Annotated in this window: 20 protein-coding genes; 5 read left to right on the top strand and 15 right to left on the bottom strand. The window is 33.6% G+C overall.

Going from position 1 to position 19763, the window contains the following annotated elements; all coding sequences use genetic code 11:
* Nucleotides 1-69: 69 nt before the first annotated feature.
* The 3 genes from ACUXEY_RS20115 to ACUXEY_RS20105 form a co-directional block, all read right to left on the bottom strand.
* Complete coding sequence (locus ACUXEY_RS20115; RefSeq protein ID WP_014893782.1) at nt 70-558, bottom strand: dihydrofolate reductase; 489 nt, start codon at nt 556-558, stop codon at nt 70-72.
* 19 nt (nt 559-577) lie between these two features.
* Nucleotides 578-1534, bottom strand: coding sequence for a thymidylate synthase (locus ACUXEY_RS20110; RefSeq protein ID WP_429601459.1), 957 nt, complete (start codon nt 1532-1534; stop codon nt 578-580).
* 106 nt (nt 1535-1640) lie between these two features.
* A complete protein-coding gene (locus ACUXEY_RS20105; RefSeq protein ID WP_461301444.1) occupies nt 1641-4223 on the bottom strand; it encodes a family 78 glycoside hydrolase catalytic domain in 2583 nt (860 codons plus the stop codon).
* 184 nt (nt 4224-4407) lie between these two features.
* Here ACUXEY_RS20105 and ACUXEY_RS20100 point away from each other — a divergent pair, with 184 nt between their 5' ends.
* Entirely contained in the window at nt 4408-5865 is a 1458-nt protein-coding gene (locus tag ACUXEY_RS20100; RefSeq protein WP_429601461.1) for a serine hydrolase, read from the top strand.
* Between the two features lie 123 nt (nt 5866-5988).
* Nucleotides 5989-7272, top strand: coding sequence for a S41 family peptidase (locus ACUXEY_RS20095; RefSeq protein ID WP_461301443.1), 1284 nt, complete (start codon nt 5989-5991; stop codon nt 7270-7272).
* Between the two features lie 35 nt (nt 7273-7307).
* Here ACUXEY_RS20095 and ACUXEY_RS20090 read toward each other — a convergent pair whose 3' ends face one another.
* The 6 genes from ACUXEY_RS20090 to ACUXEY_RS20065 all read right to left on the bottom strand — a co-directional run bounded on the left by ACUXEY_RS20090 (nt 7308) and on the right by ACUXEY_RS20065 (nt 12154).
* Complete coding sequence (locus tag ACUXEY_RS20090; RefSeq protein ID WP_461301442.1) at nt 7308-8237, bottom strand: aminoglycoside phosphotransferase family protein; 930 nt, start codon at nt 8235-8237, stop codon at nt 7308-7310.
* 11 nt (nt 8238-8248) lie between these two features.
* Complete coding sequence (locus ACUXEY_RS20085) at nt 8249-8635, bottom strand: VOC family protein (protein ID WP_461301441.1); 387 nt, start codon at nt 8633-8635, stop codon at nt 8249-8251.
* A gap of 1 nt (nt 8636) precedes the next feature.
* Nucleotides 8637-9272, bottom strand: coding sequence for an HAD family hydrolase (locus tag ACUXEY_RS20080; RefSeq protein WP_429601464.1), 636 nt, complete (start codon nt 9270-9272; stop codon nt 8637-8639).
* 108 nt (nt 9273-9380) lie between these two features.
* The gene (locus tag ACUXEY_RS20075) at nt 9381-9968 is read right to left on the bottom strand and encodes a YpjP family protein (RefSeq protein WP_429601465.1); all 588 of its coding nucleotides are present in this window, start codon (nt 9966-9968) and stop codon (nt 9381-9383) included.
* Between the two features lie 283 nt (nt 9969-10251).
* Entirely contained in the window at nt 10252-11451 is a 1200-nt protein-coding gene (locus ACUXEY_RS20070) for an ABC transporter permease (protein WP_461301440.1), read from the bottom strand.
* Nucleotides 11444-12154, bottom strand: coding sequence for an ABC transporter ATP-binding protein (locus tag ACUXEY_RS20065; RefSeq protein ID WP_429601467.1), 711 nt, complete (start codon nt 12152-12154; stop codon nt 11444-11446). Before ACUXEY_RS20065 ends, ACUXEY_RS20070 begins: the two co-directional genes overlap by 8 nt.
* 153 nt (nt 12155-12307) lie before the next feature.
* Between ACUXEY_RS20065 and ACUXEY_RS20060 the strand changes: the two genes are divergently transcribed.
* Nucleotides 12308-12739, top strand: coding sequence for a GNAT family N-acetyltransferase (locus ACUXEY_RS20060; protein WP_461301439.1), 432 nt, complete (start codon nt 12308-12310; stop codon nt 12737-12739).
* A gap of 29 nt (nt 12740-12768) precedes the next feature.
* The gene (locus tag ACUXEY_RS20055; protein WP_461301438.1) at nt 12769-13296 is read left to right on the top strand and encodes an HAD-IIIA family hydrolase; all 528 of its coding nucleotides are present in this window, start codon (nt 12769-12771) and stop codon (nt 13294-13296) included.
* Nucleotides 13297-13350: 54 nt separating this feature from the next.
* On the opposite strand, the gene ACUXEY_RS20050 is transcribed toward ACUXEY_RS20055, so the two are convergent.
* The 6 genes from ACUXEY_RS20050 to ACUXEY_RS20025 form a co-directional block, all read right to left on the bottom strand.
* Nucleotides 13351-13791 carry a GNAT family N-acetyltransferase gene (locus ACUXEY_RS20050; RefSeq protein ID WP_429604914.1) on the bottom strand — a complete coding sequence of 147 codons (441 nt, stop codon included), beginning with the start codon at nt 13789-13791 and terminating at the stop codon, nt 13351-13353.
* The gene (locus tag ACUXEY_RS20045) at nt 13788-14267 is read right to left on the bottom strand and encodes an SAM-dependent methyltransferase (protein WP_461301437.1); all 480 of its coding nucleotides are present in this window, start codon (nt 14265-14267) and stop codon (nt 13788-13790) included. Before ACUXEY_RS20045 ends, ACUXEY_RS20050 begins: the two co-directional genes overlap by 4 nt.
* 81 nt (nt 14268-14348) lie before the next feature.
* Nucleotides 14349-15047, bottom strand: a complete 699-nt coding sequence (locus tag ACUXEY_RS20040; protein ID WP_461301436.1) for an aspartate/glutamate racemase family protein — start codon at nt 15045-15047, stop codon at nt 14349-14351.
* Between the two features lie 149 nt (nt 15048-15196).
* Nucleotides 15197-16399: an alcohol dehydrogenase EutG gene (gene eutG, locus ACUXEY_RS20035; RefSeq protein WP_461301450.1), complete on the bottom strand. Its 1203-nt coding sequence runs from the start codon at nt 16397-16399 to the stop codon at nt 15197-15199.
* Between the two features lie 52 nt (nt 16400-16451).
* Nucleotides 16452-17891, bottom strand: a complete 1440-nt coding sequence (locus tag ACUXEY_RS20030) for a GntP family permease (protein WP_461301435.1) — start codon at nt 17889-17891, stop codon at nt 16452-16454.
* Nucleotides 17892-18096: 205 nt separating this feature from the next.
* Nucleotides 18097-18762, bottom strand: a complete 666-nt coding sequence (locus ACUXEY_RS20025) for an HAD family hydrolase (protein WP_461301434.1) — start codon at nt 18760-18762, stop codon at nt 18097-18099.
* A gap of 191 nt (nt 18763-18953) precedes the next feature.
* On the opposite strand from ACUXEY_RS20025, the gene ACUXEY_RS20020 reads away from it, so the two are divergent.
* Nucleotides 18954-19751, top strand: a complete 798-nt coding sequence (locus tag ACUXEY_RS20020) for a lipid II flippase Amj family protein (protein ID WP_461301433.1) — start codon at nt 18954-18956, stop codon at nt 19749-19751.
* Nucleotides 19752-19763: the final 12 nt, after the last annotated feature.

Here is a 19763-nt window from a genome sequence, read left to right as displayed (position 1 = left end):
CATCTATAAACCTATATTGATGGATACAAATAAAAAGATTGATGCGAATATTCACATCAATCCTTATTATTATTGTTGCTTTTCATATACATGATAATAGTACGTATACGGATTTTTTTCATCCGTTAAACCTTTTTCAACAAAAATTTCTTTCCAATTTGTCATATCCATTTCTGGGAAGAATGTATCTCCTTCAAATGCATGATGGATTTTTGTTATATATAACTTGTCTACGTAAGGTAAAAAGAGATCATAAATTTGCGCTCCACCAAAAATAAAGATCTCTTCTTCATTTTTGCATAGTTCAAACACTTCTTCTACAGAATGTGCTACTTCACAACCTTCAACATGATACCCTTCATTGCGAGTTACAATAATATTACGTCTTCCAGGCAGTGGTCTACCAATCGCTTCATAGTTCTTTCTCCCCATAATAAGCGAATGACCCATCGTTGTTTTCTTTACATACTGCAATTCACTTGGTAAGCGCCAAGGTAAATTATTATCTTTACCAATTACTCGATTCTCGTCCATTGCGACCATAAATGAAACTATCATCTTTTCATCTCCTCTACAATTACACTGCAACTGGTGCTTTAATTGCTGGATGTGGATCATATCCTTCAATTGTTAAATCTTCCATTTCAAAATCAAACACAGATTTCACATCTGGATTTAGTGTAAGTTTCGGGAATGGACGTGGTTCACGTGCCAATTGCTTTTCTACTTGCTCAAAATGATTTGTATAAATGTGTGCATCTCCAATTGTATGAACAAATTCTCCCACTTCAAGTCCGCATTCATGTGCAATTAAATGTGTCAGTAGTGAGTAACTTGCAATGTTAAATGGAATTCCAAGGAATATGTCACCACTTCTTTGATATAGCTGACAAGAAAGTTTGCCATCTGCTACATAAAATTGGAATAACGTATGACAAGGCGGTAATGCCATACTTGGTATATCTTCAGGATTCCAAGCAGAAACAATTAGGCGACGCGAATCTGGTGTTTTCTTAATCATTTCAATTACATCTTTTAATTGATCGAGTGTCTCACCAGCTGTCGTTTTCCAAGCACGCCACTGCTTACCATATACGTCTCCTAAATAACCATATTTATTTGAGAAATCATCATCTTCTAAAACGTTCTTTTTAAACAATTCCATTTGCTCATCGTACTGTACTTTAAATTCCTCATCTTGTTGTGAGCGAAGACCAAAATCAGTCATGTCAGGACCCGTATACTCATCGCTTTCTACCCAGCTCTTAAATGCCCATTCATTCCAAATATTATTATTATGCTGCAATAAATAACGAATATTTGTATCACCTTTCATAAACCAAAGTAATTCACTTGCTACAAGGCGAAACGGCACTCTCTTTGTCGTTAATAAAGGAAAACCTTTACTTAGATCAAAACGCATTTGATAGCCAAATACAGATACAGTGCCTGTCCCTGTACGATCTTCTTTCTTCGTACCATGCTCCATTACATGGCGGCATAAATTTAAGTATTCATTTTCAGCATGTTTCATATGTAGAAAAACCTTCTTTCAATCTTATATAAAATTTATCATAACATGAAAAACAGTGAATTTAATATTCATACTGAATAAAAAATTTTTCTATATTAACAGAATTCTACCTCATTATATTTTTACAAAATGTAAATTTATAATCGCCTGATCCTAATTCCTTTTCAATAGTATGCTCTGCTTTCCAATTCATTTCTTCTATCCGTAATGTAGCACTCGTATTAGGTGGTATGGAAACACGTAGAAAGGCTTGTTCCTTTTCCACACGCCAATCAATCTCAATTTCTCCATAAGCTGTCTCACGTTTTACTCTAATCCATTCTAAATTCGAATCAAAATGTGGTTGTACATAAAAATGTTTATATGCAGGTTTTGTTTCATCCACTTCTAACCCAACAATATAACGGTATATCCACTCAACGATAGAGCCATATGCGTAATGATTGTAAGAATTCATACTATCATTCCAAAGTGTTCCATCCTCTTTTACGCCATCCCAATGTTCCCAAGTCGTTGTGGCACCTTTTTGAACTTGATATAACCAAGATGGATAATCCTCATGAAATAAAAGTTTACAAGCAAGATCATGACGGTGAAACTTGCTTAATATTAAATTTAAATACGGTGTTCCTATAAAACCTGTTGTTAAATGATTTCTATTTTCTTTTAAAAGCTCAATTAATCGATTAAATACTTTCTCCTTCACATCACCTTTCACTAGTTCAAAAAGAAGTACTAATATGTGGGCTGTTTGTGTATTTGAAATTAACCTGCCATTTGGTGTAACGAATTCATTTTGAAATGCTTGAACAATATTCCTATGTAACTCTGCATAATACTTAACATCTGTATTTTCACCTAAAATCCCAGCTACCTTTCGTAAAAGCGATGTAGAATATGCATAAAAAGCCGTCGCAATGAAGTGTTTGTCTGTTCCGCCTTCAAATACATCTGGTTTCGTATCTAATGCAAGCCAATCTCCTAAATGGTAACCTGTATCCCATATATACTCATTCTCACCTTGTGAACGTATGTAATCTATATATTTTTTCATACTTTCATATTGTTCTTTTAAAATGGATTCATCTCCGTAATGCAAATAGTGGACCCATGGACAAATAATAGCTGCATCCCCCCAACCTCCAGAAGTCTCCAGATCAAAATCCGCTCTTTTCCCAAACGCATCTGGTATAACTAAAGGCACAGCTCCATTTTTATTTTGGTCTAGCGATAAATCTTGAAGCCATTTTTTAAAGAACAATTGGACATTCATAATTTGTGTAGCTGTCCCAATAAACATTTGTGCATCTCCGGTCCATCCAAGTCGATCATCTCGCTGCGGACAATCTGTTGGCACGTCAAAGAAGTTTCCTCTTTGAGACCATTCTACATTATGATGAAGTTGATTGATTAATGGATTGGACGTTTCAAATTCTGACGCTTTTTCCATGTCAGTATGTAATACAATCCCTTCAAAATCTGTTATTTGAGGTGGCTGAGTTAATCCACTTATTTTCACATACCTAAAACCTTGATACGTAAAATGAGGTTCAAACGTTTCCTCCTCTTCTCCTTTTGCTATATACACTATTTTTTGTTTTGCCTTTCGGAGATTTCCATTATAAAAGCTACCGTCTTTATTTAATATTTCAGCATGATGCAATTCTATCTTTTGCCCAGTATATACATGACGGACTATAAATCGAACCCAACCTACCATATTTTGCCCCATATCAATAAGCCATTCGTGATTTGGTAGTTTTGAAATAGCAATTGGTTTTATAATTTTCATTTTACGAATCGCTTCATTTTCTTGTGCAACAATTATTTGTTTAGAATGCTCAATTACTTCAACATGTTCTAGCACTTGTTCACTTTCTTCTAGCCTAGCGTCATAAACTTCTCCTTCATAAATTTCCGAATACAAAATAGGGCTTGGATTTACCGCCCATGTTTCATCCGTTACAATTTTTTCTTTCGTTCCATCTTCATACGTAATATGTAATTGAGCAATTATCGCTCTCCTTCTCCCGTAATAATTACGTACATGATGCATTGTAATCGGCCCCTTATACCAGCCGTTACCAACCAGAGTAGAAATATCATTATGCCCAATCTTTAATACATGGGTTATATCGTACGTTTGGTACAATATTCTCTTATCATAACTTGTCCAACCAGGAGTAAAATAACAATCTCCAATACGCTCACCATTTATAGAAGACTCGTATAACCCTAAACTTGTGATATATAAACGTGCTTTTTTAACTAATTTTTTAATAGAAAAGCTTTTATGAAAAGACATAACTTGTGTGCGCTCTTTTTTCGCAGCAATCCAATTCCCGCTCCAGTTATCTTGCCCTTGTAATCCAGTCTCCCAAAATGCTACTTCTGACCAAGGTGATTCTTCTCCGTAATTATCCCATACCTTTACCCGGTAAAAATAACGCGTTTCTTCTCTGTATGAAAATGAATTAATTGGTATATATAAACTTTGATCTGTTTCTACCTTCTGCGAATCGAATACTATAGTTTTAAACTCTCTATCCTTCGCAACCTGCAATTGATACGCAAGTTGTTTTACATTTCGCTTACTCGACTCGAGTTGCCAACTAATTTTAACGACTTTTGAATCTATGCCTATCGGATTATTTTTATTATCACAAAGCAATTTCTTTATTGTTAGCACACTTCTTCACCGTCTTTTCTAAATCTTAATTTAAATTAATTATAATAAAAATAAAATTCTAAATAAATAATAATTTCATTCATCCTTACAAAATTATTAACTTTCCATAATTAAAAAGGTTTTCATTTTCTATTACCGAAAGTATAGTGCGGTAGAACAAAAATTATATTTGGAGGTTAGAATTATGTCTAAAATTGAAACCCCTGTTATGGCTTCTTTACAAACAACGGTTGAAAAAATGATGGAGGATTTAAATGTTCCTGGTGCTGCTGTAGCTGTTATAAAAGACGGTGAAATGATTATTTCAGAAGGTTTCGGCTATCGTAATTTAGAGACAAAAGCCCCTGTTACACCGCGTACTTTGTTCGCAATCGGTTCCTCAACGAAAGCTTTTGGCACACTTTCATTAAGTTTGTTAGCACAGCAAAAAAAGTTTAATTGGGATGCTCCTGTCCAGTCTTATATACCAAACTTCTCTTTATCTGAACTACTTGCTAGCTCACAAGTTACCGGAAGAGATTTAGCTTCTCATCGAACTGGCGTAAGTCGTCATGAGGCTCTTTGGTATAGCTCTTCCTTATCTCGAAAAGATCTCGTTGAAAAAATAAAACATTTACCACTTGATGCACCGTTCCGTACAGCATTTCTTTATAACAACTTAATGTATGCAACAATGAGTTATATTGTAGAAAACATTACGAATCAAACGTGGGAGCAATACGCTACAGAACATATTTTAGAACCTTTAAATATGAGACATACAAATTTCTCTGTTACAGATTCACAAACTACAGATGATTATGCTTTACCTTACATTGAAAATGAAGGTGAAATAAAAGAAGTTCCATTCCGTAACATCGATACAGTCGGAGCTGCTGGATGTATTAATTCTACAATTGAAGATATGGCAAATTGGGTCCTTCTTCACTTAAACAAAGGTAAATTTGGAGATCATGAATTAATCTCCTCTGAATTATTACAACAAATGTATACACCACATAATTCCATTCCAGATCAACCAGTTTTATCACTTCCTGAATCTCCATTAAATAGTTATGGGCTTGGTTGGTTTATAAGCGCTTATCGTGGTAATAAGGTGATTCATCATGGTGGTAATATTGATGGATTTTCAGCGCTTGTTTCTTTCATACCAACAGAAAACATCGGCCTTGTCATTTTAACGAATGCTGGAGGCACATTACTTCCTACTTATCTCGCTAATCAAATTTATGACGAACTGCTTGAATTAGAATCCATTGATTGGCATAAACGTGCTGTAGAAGATAGTGAAAAAATGAAGGAAATGATGAAAGAATCAACCGAATCCATCCCTGAACAAATGAAAGGGACTACACCTTCTCACAAATTAGAGGACTATACTGGTACTTTCGAACACCCTGCATACGGAGCATTACAAGTATACAAACGAGATGATTCGTTATTTGTACAATTTATGGAGATGGACATTCAATTAGCGCATCATCATTACGACATCTTCTCTGCTAAAGTTGACTTATTCCAAATGAAAATGAATTTATTATTCGCTTATGAAATGAATGTGAGTGGTGAATTCCCATCCCTTCAGTTACATGTGCCAGCTATGTTAAGTACGCAGCCACTTGTATTTACGAAAATTAAATAAATATTTTAATAGAGGGATGATAACACATCCCTCTATTCCTCTTTTCTCTATGCAAAAAAGGATAATACGTAAAGGATACAGAATTCTATTATTTAACTAATTAAATTATCTGGAGGAAAAGCTGTGTACACAGAAATTTTCAAAGAAGTTGTTTCGATTACTCATCACGATTATTCCGGTTGTATTGATAAAAAAGGATGGGACGATCCTACTACTTATTTACAGACAATCGAGAAATTAGAGAAACACGGAGAACTGACACCAGTTCATTTCACTGAAATTGTACGTGATTACTTACTAGACTTTAAAGATAATCATATGTTTTTCAAAATGAACTCTAACAATCAACCTCTTAACAGTGTTGGTTTCCAAGTGAAAAGATACGAAGATCGCCTATATATTACATCCACTTCACATGAAGTAAGAGTGAAAAAAGGACAGTCTATACTAGCATTAGATAATATGAAAATTCCTGAGCTATTAATAAAATATAAGAAGTATTTAAATGAAGCTACATATGAACGAGAAAAATGGGATTATGTTTTATTAAAATCGTCAAATTGTACACTTATAGATGAAGATGGATTGACTCAAACAATTACTTTACAAAAGTATAAACAAAATGAATACACGCCTATTTATTCATTTAAACAGCATAATAAAGATACACTTTTAATTACTTTGACGGATTTCGCAAATACTGAAGCTATTAATAGATTATTAGACTCACACAAAAATGAGCTAAATTCTTTTCCGAATTTAATTATTGATGTGCGTTTGAATCGTGGTGGAAGTGATGATGCATTTTTTAAATTACTTCCTTACATATTCGAAGACAAAGAGATTTCCCTTTTCGATTCTTCAGATACAATGCAATTAAATCATACGGAACGAAACTTTCATTTACGTATGAAAGACATGGAAATGGAAGATTATGATTCTTTAGACGAACTTTCCAAAATATTCACAGATGTATTTATTCAAGATTTAAAAAAGAATTATAAAAAAGGGTTCGTTACATTTGATCCTTCTGAATTACCAAAAGAACTCCAATCATTAACAATACATGGAAGGAAATCACCTACTAGAGTAGTGATATTAACAGATGTTACATGCGGAAGTTCTGGTGATTCTTTTGTAGAAGTTGCAAAAAAATCATCGAAAGTAAGAGTAATAGGTCGTCCTACTGCTGGTTTAAATGATTATTCTAATTTAGCGGTAATGAAATGGGCTGATACATTCGCTCTTTATTACCCTACTTCACGGCTTTCTATTATAGATAAAGGCGAAGGAATGTCCGGAATTGGTATACAACCACATATACATATCCCATGGACTCCGGAACATATACAAGAAGATATAGATGTAAAGTTAGCATTACAACTACTTCAAAACGAAAAATGGTAATAGGAAAAGGAAGGTGTGAATCACACCTTCCTTTTTTATTTCATGTCAATCTTTTCTGGTTGAAACCAGATTGGCTTCGATAGCTCAAAGTCTTTATGATCCTCTAAAACGATAGTAAGGCGTTCTAACGTATCATCTAACATGTGCGGTGCCGCTCGTAATGACCATACAACTGATGAGAAAACTGTCATGCCAACGTATACCGCGTATAATTTCCAAAACTCCTCTGGTATTTTCCCATTAAAGTATCCTTCTATTTGTCCGATTGAATACGGAATACTAATATCCCTTGCAAATAGTGCAATTTTTACGAAATCATGAAGTGGGTCGCCCCAGTCGTAGCCATTAAAATCAACAACACCTACATATTTCCCATCACGTACAATTATATTTTCTAAATGAAAATCATCGTGTTGAAATCGATTTGGGCGGTTCTTTAAATATAGTTCATTTTCATCTATAAACTTTATGATTTTATCATCATTTTTTACTTTTATTCCACACGTTTTATATGCCTCTACATATTTTCGATGTTTTTTCATTGCTCTTTCATACCACGGTAGGATATCATTAGGCGCTTCATATGTATGCATTTTTGCTAAATCTTTTCCTGCCTCTATACCAATTTTATATTGTTCTTTTGGTAAATACGTAGGCAATAGCTTCTTCGCATCTTCCCCTTCTATATATGAGAAAATACTATATACACCTTCTTCTTCCAATATACCTATTTCAATCGGCCTTTGTGCCTGTACGTTACGTTTTACCATTTCATTTAAAATTTGAAATTCTATTTTCCTTCTTTCATACTCTTGTATATCGCCAATCCGTAACAAATATTTTTCATTATCAATTGTCGTAACTATATATTTCTTATCAGGTGAGAAACCTTTAGAAATTTCTTCAATATTAACTGCATCTTTTACTATTTGTATATTGTTTTGCCATGCTGTAATTGTTTTCATGTATATTCCCCTTACATTTCTACATTTGGTGTATAAGCTACTTCTATAATAAACCCATTCGGATCATAAAAATCAATTGTATAGTACCCTTCCGAATAATGATTCATTTCAATCGGACCACGTATTATCTTTATTTTCGTACTAGAAAGAAACTCTGCTAACTCATCAACTACTTCTCTATGAATAGCTTGGTAACAAATATGTCTAGGACCTAACGTCCTTACGATTTCCTCGTCTACTTCCTTAAAATATATTTCACTTTCTCCCGTGCTATATGATACTTCATTTAATTTTCTCCATCCAATTACGGAAAACAACATATCGTAAAAAGAAATGGATTCCTCTAAATTTGCTACCCAAAATTCAATATGATGAATGCCTGTACGAAGTGTATTCATATTAAGAATACGCTCCTTGTACTACTTGCACAATTTCCATTGGTGTATTGACCATATAATCTGGTGCATCTTTTTTCACTGTTTCAATGACATCATACCCCCAAGATACCCAAATCACATTCACCCCAGCCTTTTTACAAGCTGCTACGTCTCGCTGTTCGTCACCGACGTATAACATATCTTTCTCTGTTATATTTTTCGATTTTAAAAATCTTTTTATCATTTTATCTTTACCGAACAAATTTTTAGAACAATATACTTCTTGTATATTTTCTATATCATTATTGTGTAAAAACGCCCGAATATGCTCTTCTGAGTTCGATGATATGACTGCAATTCCGTACCCTTTTTTATGGAGTTCATCTAATACATCCTTCATGCCATGGAACAAAATGAGATCTTTTATAGCAGGTTGATACAATTTATAAAATTCCAGCGCTAATAGCGGTAGTTTATACAGTGGTACATCGAGTTGTTTACATCTTTCTGGCATCGTTAATTTACGTAAATACTCAATTTCTTCTTCCCTTACCGTTTTATATCCATGTTTTTCAGCAATTTGATTATAAATTGGTACAAATATATTTTGTGAATCTACTAATGTGCCATCAAAATCAAAAACAATGTATTTTTGCATTCCCATACTCCCTTTACTTCTTTTTTCCTAAACCTATTTTATTCAACAACATAGTTGTCTTACCCTTCTATACACACAAAAAAAGAACAAGATTTTCACTTGTTCTTTTTAAGAAAGCCACTTTGGCGGTACATTTGTATTCCAATAAATATTGCCTAATTCATGATGTCCTGAGTATCCATCATCAAAACGGTGATAGTGGAAATTAAAATAGTAACCATCTTGCGGTGGATGATCTCTCCTTACATGAAATCGCAATAAGTCATTTCCTGATTTCGTGTCATAAACGTGAAAGATTTTTTCATTATTCCCACCAGCTGGTCTTTGAGAAATCGCTAATGATTGCAACGAATCTTCCGGTACATCATTGGCAAGTTCAGCAATTGCCTCTTCAATTTTCGGTAATATTACATCTTTAAACTCATCTTCAATTACTGGGCCAATTTTAGTGCCAAACTTTTGCATCGACTGCTTCTCTGCTTCTTGCATTGCATACGTAATAAAAGTATCGGTGGTTAACCTGTCATTCGTTTCTTCATATGTATAGGACGTACTCTCCAAATTTTGTTGCCCAGCTGTGCTCGTAGGCTTGTCCGCAGCTTTGGCATTATCAAGCAATATGGAAGGAGGCGTCACTAAACCAAATGTAAATACGGTAATTAATGCGACTAAGGTTTTTCTAAACCAATTTGGCATGTATGTTCCCTCCCCTTTCACTCATTATATTTTATATAACGGTTGTTTCTTCTATTATACAAAATGATTGTAATTTTTGCACTTTACAATTTTGTTAACGTTCACATATTTTTCACTTGAATATGAAATTGTAAGATTTCATACAATATCAATACAACAACAATGAGGAGGCGATCATATGTCTTTAGATGTCATGTATTCCGCCGCAAGCATACTCGTTTTAGCATATTTTCTTTATCAATGTGTGACAGATTAGAAAAAGAGCCATTTTCCGGCTCTTTTTTTATGGTAAAAATACAATCCAACCAATCCATACTGTAAAAATAATCCCGGCAATTACAGCTGGTACTAAATAAAAATGAGAAAGGATAACCAACCCATATAAAAGGATTACTGGAAGTAATAAATATCGATCTGCCTTCCATCTTAACAATAGTAAATTTCCTTCATCGCAATATAAATGAAGAAACATTTTTTTCGTAAATTCATTCCAATAATCGCGCGCATAACGAGAAATTGCAACTAAAGCAAATACAAGAATAATAGCTGCAATCCCACTTGGACTCATAATAATACTTACAGTGCTTATACATACAATTTGAATATAAAATATTCGTGCACTACTTGTACGGAAAAAGTCTTTTAAAAAGGATTCAACAATACGAGATTCCTTTTTCTTCCCTAAAAACTTTTTAGAACGAGGAAACATCCACGGTTTTTTATTCGAACTACTCGGTTTAGCTGTATGACCACCAACTTGTATAATCCCACTTGTCCAGCGCATACTTTCTTCTTTCTCTTTCTCTACTTCTTTAAAAAAGCAATTTTTATAATTCAATTTTTTTTTTATCAATACGATAATTAGAAAAACTGCTAGACCGATACATAGTATAGAATAAAATGGATTTTTATAAATAAGAAACAGACTCACTCCAAAAAAGGTTAAACTTATAGAAAACATTACATTTTTTATAATCCATAATAGCCATCGTTTCTCCACACGTATATGAATAAATCTCGTTAATAACGACAATAAAAATCGAAATACAGTAAAGAATAGCCAAAATAATACGACTTGTATCTTCGTCACTCCGATACTTTTCATCAACACCGGTAACATAGCAGCTACTACCACTACATTCGTTATTGCTATTCGAATAAACGTATATGTCATGCCATACTGGATTAACTTTTGCATGTGAGCGGGATACGAAATTAAAAATAAACTATCCGCTTGCTCAAAAAATGAGCGAACTCCTCTAGAATATGTAATCACATAAAATGCGAGTAGACCTAATCCGAAATAAACTGTCTCTCCCATCGATAATTCTTCTATCCATAGTGAACGATAATAAATCCCCATAAATATAAATGCTGGAATAATAATATATAGCGCAACTGTCCAATCAGTTATAGAACGTATGGACTTCCATTTGCGCCCCAGTTCATGACGCAATCTATTATAAAATTGTTGTTTAATCATGTTGTTCCCGCCTTACAATTACATCAAAACAGTCTAATAATGAACTCCCTGGCATTTCTGCTAACGTTTGGATTGCTTCTAAATGTCCATCTGCGACTAATGTACCTTGTGAAATGAGTAAAAACCTCTCACAAATTCTTTCGGCTGTGTCTAATACGTGTGTACAAAGTAATATACCTGCACCACGTTCTTTCTCTTTATATAAATAACTTAAAAACTCTTTCGTAGCTACTGGATCTAAACCGATAAAAGGTTCATCAATGATATAAAAATCTGGTTCAGTTAAAAATGCCAAAATGAGCATCGATTTTTGTTTCATTCCTTTTGAAAACTTTGATAAATACTCATGTTTATGTTTATCCATTCGAAACATATGTAATAATTCTTCAGCTTTCTTTTCCCAGCTTCCTATCTCATTCTCGCGAGCAGCCATTAATAGTTCAATATGTTCCCATAGCGTTAAATAATCATAATATGTCGGGTGCTCCGGCACATATGCATAAGGGTTTTTCTTTTCACCGAATGATATTTCACCATTCATATTTACAAGTAAACCGAGCATCGTCTTAATCGTCGTACTTTTCCCAGCACCATTCGCACCAATAAGTGCAACTAATTCACCTTTTTCAATTGAAAAGGCAATATCATGAATTGTCTTTTCCCCTATATCATATCCGGCAGAGCGGATATTCACGTCTAACATACATTCCCCTTCTTTCCATTTTAAATACAATCAAGGAAAAGAATAACATATAACTATCTATATATCATTATAAAATATTTAAATTCATAGCAGGAATAAATACTTTTTAACAGAATATTTAATGTTTGATTACATTTTATTGGAGTGGATAATATGTCTTTTCAAATTCGTGAAGCTACGATAGACGATATAGATGCACTTTGTTCTTTAACAACAGAATTAAAAGGTTCCTCTATTTCGTATAAAGATATGAACAACCGATTGCAATTCGTACAAATGAGTCCTTTTGATTTTTTATATGTTTATGAGGAAGAAGACACTATTTGTGGATTACTTGAGTTTCGTATACGTGAAAATTTAGAAGATGTAACTCGTTATGGAGAAATTTCAATTATTAGCGTTGATTCTACAATACGACGAAAAGGCATTGGGCAAGTATTAATGAATTATGCAGAGCAATTAGCAAAGACACATAATTGTATCGGCACATGGCTAGTCAGTGGAACAAAAAGATTAGAAGCGCATCCTTTTTACAAAAAATTAGGATATGAAGTGAATGGATATCGATTTGTAAAACATTTTTAAACTACTTATAAATGGGAAGGACTAAAACTATGACAAACATCGAAGCTATTTTTATTGATCGTGACGGTACAATTGGCGGTGACACTACAATACATTACCCTGGATCTTTTACCTTATTTCCGTTTACAAAAGCAGCTCTACAAAAGCTAAAAGCTCAAAATATAAAAATTTTCTCTTTCACAAACCAGCCAGGTATCGCAGACGGGATAGCAACTGTTGCTGATTTTGCACAAGAATTAAAAGGATTCGGCTTTGATGATATATACGTATGTCCTCACAAACACGGTGATGGTTGTGAATGCCGTAAACCCAGTACAGGTATGTTGCGACAAGCAGCCGAAAAACATGACCTTGATTTAACAAAATGCGCTGTAATTGGTGATCGCTGGACTGATATCGTTGCAGGAGCAACAGTACATGCGACAACGATATTAGTGCGTACAGGCGCTGGATACGATGCTTTACATACGTACCGAGACCAATGGGCACATATTGAGCCGAACTACATTGCAGAAAACTTTGAAGATGCTACAAAATGGGTTTTAAATCAACTATAATCATATAAAAAGAGACGTTTTCATTGTGAAAACGTCTCTTTTTATATGATTTTTTTAAAACGTTAATTCATAATGGAAATAACGATTATCTCTCAAATAACCATTTTCAGCATATAATCGCTGCGCTGATAAATTATCAATCTCAGTTTGTAATTTTACACCTTTTGCACCATTTTCTAATGCAAATTCTTTAGCAGCTTCTAATAATTTTTTACCTGTTCCTGCTCCGCGTTTAGTGGCTTGTACAAACAGATCATTTAAAATCCATAATTCTTTCATCGAAATGGAAGAAAATGATGGATATAATTGCGTGAATCCAACATATTCACCATCTTCAACTGCCACAAAAATAACAGATTCTTTTCTCTCAATTCGATTTCGTAAAAATACTTTTGCTCCTTCTATATCGGAATCTTGTCTATAAAACATGCGATAGTTATTAAAAACTGATGCTAGTCCATCTAAATCTGCAATTGTTGCCTCATATATTCTCATTTTATTCCATTCCCCTTCCAATACTGTTTCATTATATCCGTTGCCCATTTAGGCTGTACAATTTCTTCTCTCGGCATAAACTCTTTCATTATCGGTTTTATATCCAATACAGGGGTGCCATCAATAGCATCTAACCCCTCAACAATAATTGATTTTCCTTCTCTTTTTATCACCTTTACAATCGTTGCTCCTATGCGATTCGGACGGTTTTTCCCGCGCTGTGCAAAAATGCCTACGTTAGGATAATCATTATTATTTCTAGGATGTCTAGCAAAATATTGAATTTGTTCATCCGTTACTTTATGAAAATAAAAAACAACTTCAATATGAGAAAAATCTTCAATCCCTTGTATACTTTCTTCTGTATACATTTCAGTTAAAGTAATATAGGATCTTACTTCTCCCCACTCATCATCTTTTATTTCCTTTCTTTCATTATGTACAAATGCGATTGGTTGAACTGAAAACATACGCATTCCCCCTTAAATGTAACCACTTACATTATAAAATATTTTCTGAATGTTTTCCACACACAAGAATTAGGTTACATAATATAATTATAATCTATTTTGTAAAGCAAAATTAACTGCTTCAACCGCATGTATATGAGTTGTGTCGAATATCGGAACTGATACGTCTTCCTGCTTTATTAATAATCCTATTTCTGTACAACCTAATATGATCCCTTGGGCCCCTTCTTGTACTAGCTCTTCTATCACTCTTTTATAATACTCCCTAGATTGAGATGTTATCTTTCCTAAACACAATTCTGTATATATTACTTCGTTTACCTTCTCTCTATCTTTTTTTGATGGAACCATTACTTTTATATGATTTTCTTCTATTCGTACTTTATAAAAATCTTGTTCCATTGTATATTTAGTTCCAAGTAAACCAACCGTTTGAATATCTTTTCTTTTAATTTCTTTCGCTGTTGCATCAGCGATATGTAAGACTGGAATATGGATTTTCTCCTTTATTTTCTCAATTACTTTATGCATTGTATTTGTGCAAATAATAATAAAATCGGCTCCTCCCCTCTGTAACGCATATGCTGCATTCCCTAATACTTCTCCTGCTCCATTCCAATCTCCGTTAGACTGGAATCGTTCAATCTCTTCAAAGTCCACACTATTAATCATACATTTTGCTGAATGTAATCCTCCTAATCTCTCTTTTATTTCTTCATTTATGATTCGATAATATTCAGTAGTCGATTCCCAACTCATACCACCAATTAAACCTATTGTTTTCATGAAAACATACACCTACCTCGCACTATATTTTATGTTAATTACAACATTTTATTATGTATATTATACACAATAAAAACAAGACTTTACGTTTGAAATATAAAGTCTTGCTTTAACTATTTCCAAGGAAATTTTATAAGAATATTCTGAAATTAATTCTCTAATATTTTTATAGAATCTTCATATTGATAATGAAAACATTCTCGATATAACTGTTTAATTTCATCATATGATGGCACACGTGGATTATTTGCTGGACTTCCACTTTCAATTGCATCTGATGCCATTTTAGAAACAGCTTTTTCAAATTCAACCTCGCCGATTCCGTATTCTTTTAAATTTGGAATACGAAGATCAAAACAAAGTTTTTTTATTTCCCCGAGCGTGTAGTCAGCTACTTCTTCATCAGAATAAGAATACATATCTTTATTTAAACAACGTCCAATTTCCGCTAGTCTTTTTATTGCACTCACTTTTGTATATTCTAAAACTGTAGGTAATAGTATTGCATTTGATATACCATGTGGTACATGAAATAACGCTCCTACTGGTCTTGACATTCCATGAACTAATGTAACAGATGCATTTGAAAATGCGATTCCAGCTTGTAAGGACGCAATCATCATCGCCTCTCTTGCCTCCATATTCTCTCCGTCTTCATATGCAATACGTAAATATTTCATAATACTTTCAATCGCGGAAAGAGCTAGTACATCTGTAAGTGATTGTGAAAATTTAGAAATATATGCTTCGACTGCATGACATAATGCATCTATCCCTGTTGCTGCTGTAATATGAGGTGGTACCGAACGTGTTAAAATTGGATCAATAATCGCTACTTGTGGGGTAAAACTTGGATGTTTCATCATCATTTTTACATCTGTTCGTTTATTCGTAATTACTGCTACACTTGTTACTTCCGATCCAGTACCAGAAGTTGTTGGGATTGCAATAAGTGGTAGCGGATCATTGTCTATTTCCATATCCTTTTGGACGTAATCTTCCACTTCTCCACCATTTGTATATAACACCGCAACTGCTTTCGCTGTATCGATACAACTTCCACCACCAATACCGATAATAAAATCACACTTTCCTTCTTTACAAAGTGTTAACGCTTCTAACACGTGTATATTTGTAGGCTCAGCATTCACTTTATTATATGTAATAACAGTTATACCTTTCGTATTTAATTGTTGTATACACCTCTCAACATATCCTAAATCCTCCATAATTGTATCCGTAACTATAAACGCTTTTTTCCCCAACCTTCTAGATTGTTCCCCCAGCTTTTCAAGCGAATTTCTTCCATATAATACAGACTTCGGCATACGAAACTCAGCAACTTCTTGCAAGTACTCCACCCCTTCTTACCCTAATTAATATTTTAGTTTATAAAATATCGACTTAATAAATTCCTGTTACAGTATAGAATGCAATTACTAAAAACACAGCAACCGTTTTCAAAATTGTAATAGCAAAAATATCTTTATATGACTGTTTATGTGTTAAACCTGTAACTGTAAGAATAGTAATAATTGCTCCGTTATGTGGTAATGTATCCATTCCTCCTGATGCCATTGACACGATACGATGCATTACTTCTAATGGAATATCGAATTGATTAGCCGCTGCAATAAACTTATCTCCCATCGCACTCAAAACAATTCCCATTCCTCCTGATGCAGAGCCTGTAATTCCAGCTAAAATGTTCGTCGTGACTGCTCCATTCACTAGAGGATTTGTGAATGTGGCAGAAATACCATCTCTCATAATCGCAAATCCTGGAAGTGCTGCGATGACACCACCGAATCCAAACTCAGCTCCTGTATTCATCGTTGCAAGTAAAGCTCCACCAATACTTGTATTCAATCCAGCTTGAAATCCTGTTACTACTCGTTTCCAATATAATAATAACGTTGTTACTATACCTATAATAAGTGCCAATTCTACTGACCAGATTCCAACTACTGCACTTAATTCTACTTTTCCAAATGCTTTCATACCAATTGCAGAAAAATCAAAACCATTCGGATACCACTTCGGTATCATAATAGTAAAAACTTTATTCATTACACCTACTAAAATAAGTGGTACAATAGCAATTACTTGCTGTGCTCTTGTAATTTCAATATTTTTAACCAGCGGCATATCTTTTTGTTCTGCTAGTAAAGAAGCTGCCATTTCAGTATTCCCATCGTTAAAACCAAAATACCCTTCTCCTGCTGCCTTTGCCTTCTTACGTCTACTCTCTAAATATAGTAAACCTAACGTAAGTACAAAAATTGCCCCTACAATACCAAGTATCGGTGCAGCGTAGATGTCCGTTTTAAAAAACGTTGTAGGTATTACATTTTGAATTTGTGGTGATCCAGGTAGCGCATCCATTGTAAACGTGACTGCTCCAAGTACAATCGTTCCAGGAATTAAACGTTTTGGAATATTCGCTTGTCGAAACAGCTTAGCTGCGAACGGATATACAGCAAACACTACTACATACACACTTACGCCACTATACGTTAAGATAGCACCCATTAATACAATCGCTAAAATCGTACGTTTTTCACCAACTAACTCTATAATTGTCTTTGCAATCGAGTCCGCAATTCCTGACATTTCTACTACCTTCCCAAATATTGCTCCAAGTAAAAATACAGGAAAATATAGTTTAATAAAGCCTACCATTTTCTCCATAAAAATATTAGAAAAGAAAGGTAATACAAAACTAGGCTCTGTTAAAAATACGGCAAATAAAGCAAATATCGGTGCAAATAAAATAACAGAAAACCCTCTATAAGCTACAAACATAAGTAAACTAAGTGCTAATAATATAATAACTAGCTCCAATTATACCCCTCCTTTAAACAGAAAATTCAAACTTTTATAGATAAACTTCTATCAATCTTTTGATTCTGACACTCCTCCTCTTATTCATACAAATTTTTCATGCTAAAAATGTCTAATTATAAGTATTCGATTACATATGAAAAATCCCTTTAAACAAATACGATTTGATCATCATACGTTATAAAGGGATTTTTAGTCTCTATATTTACTTCTTTATCAAACTATTTTCTAAACAGATATGATGTAATTCTTTTACATCATTTACTAAATGAGTCGCACCAACTTCACTCAACTCTGTTTCACTACCATAACCGTATAAAACACCAATTGAAGCAATCTCATTATGATTCGCACCGATTATATCATGCTTTCTATCTCCAATCATAACAATTCCTTCTTTATTAAGTTCTTCATTTGTTTGTAAAATATGAGCAATGATCTCTTCTTTCTTTATTCTCGTACCATCTAAATTACTTCCAATGATATCTTCAAAATAATCCGTTAATTGAAAATAATCTAGTACTTGTTTTGCAAATACAGTAGGTTTTGAAGTTGCTATAAACAAACGATTTCCGGTATCTTTTAATTGTTTTAAGAGATTTGGAATACCCTCGTATACATTATTTTCTAACAATCCACGCTGCTTTAAATACTCTCTGAAATAAAAAACAGCTCGTTCAACTTCTCCTTCATTCATCTTATATCTCTCAACGAATGATTGCTGGATGGGCGGACCAATAAATGAGTCTAATTCACTTACACGTAATTCTTCAATTCCAACCTTTTTTAATGCATACAATACTGAATTTACAATTCCTTCTTTCGGATTAGTCAATGTTCCATCTAAATCAAATAGAAATGTTGTATACAAATTTAATCCCTCGCTCCTATTTACTTTACATATTATATGGAAGGCTTTTTCATGCCCACCTTTTACTATACTATCATTATTTACCTTTTGAAAAATTATTTCTTCTATGTCACATACTTTCAGTTACAAAGTGTAATACATATGATAAAGTAAAAAAGTTACAATTTTTTTAATAGAAACCGGTGAAACAAATGTCTATTACATTAATATTTATTATGGCCTTTACAATTATAATTCACGCAGTCGAAACAAGTTCTTATAGTATTCGATTAGCAGGGGTTCGTTTGAAAAAGATTGCCGTTGCTTTATCTGTCGTAGGAATGGTATTACTTATTTCAAGAACGTCAAACTTACTACAAGCCTTTTTAATTGGTGGTATTGTCGATGAAGCAAAACTAGATTCTTCTATTAATTTAGAGCATATTATAAGACTTGTACTATTATCTGCTTCTATCGGTACATTACTTGCGATTATATTGTATCCAACTTTGACAAAACTATTTGGATACGTCATTCAAAACTTTGAAACAGACGGTTCTTTCATTCGAATGATGAAAACGAATAACATCCAAAAATTAAAGTACACAAAAAAATATGTACGCTTTCCAAAACTAGAAATGATTCATAGACTACGCATTGGTGGTATTCCAAAACGTATTATGCTTATTAACATGTTTGCTACTGCTATATATACAGCTGGTGTTCTTTCAGCCCTATATGCGTCTTTTTTACTTCCAGATTACGCGACAAAAGCTACTACAGCTTCTGGCCTTATTAATGGTTTTGCTACCATTTTATTAACAGTGCTACTAGATCCACGTATCGCTCTTTTAACAGAGCGAGCTCTTCAATCAGAAGAAGGTGCTGAAGCAATGAGTAAAATGTATGGCTGGTTAATGATTTCTAGACTTTTCGGTACGTTATTAGCACAACTATTATTCATACCAGGTGCTTACTGGATCACATGGATTATAAAACTAATGAATTAAGCCCTCAATTAA

Source organism: Bacillus sp. F9_6S_D1_P_5 (assembly GCF_054823925.1).
The sequence above is the reverse complement of the archived record's forward strand: the minus strand, read 5'-3'. Positions and strand labels throughout refer to the sequence as shown.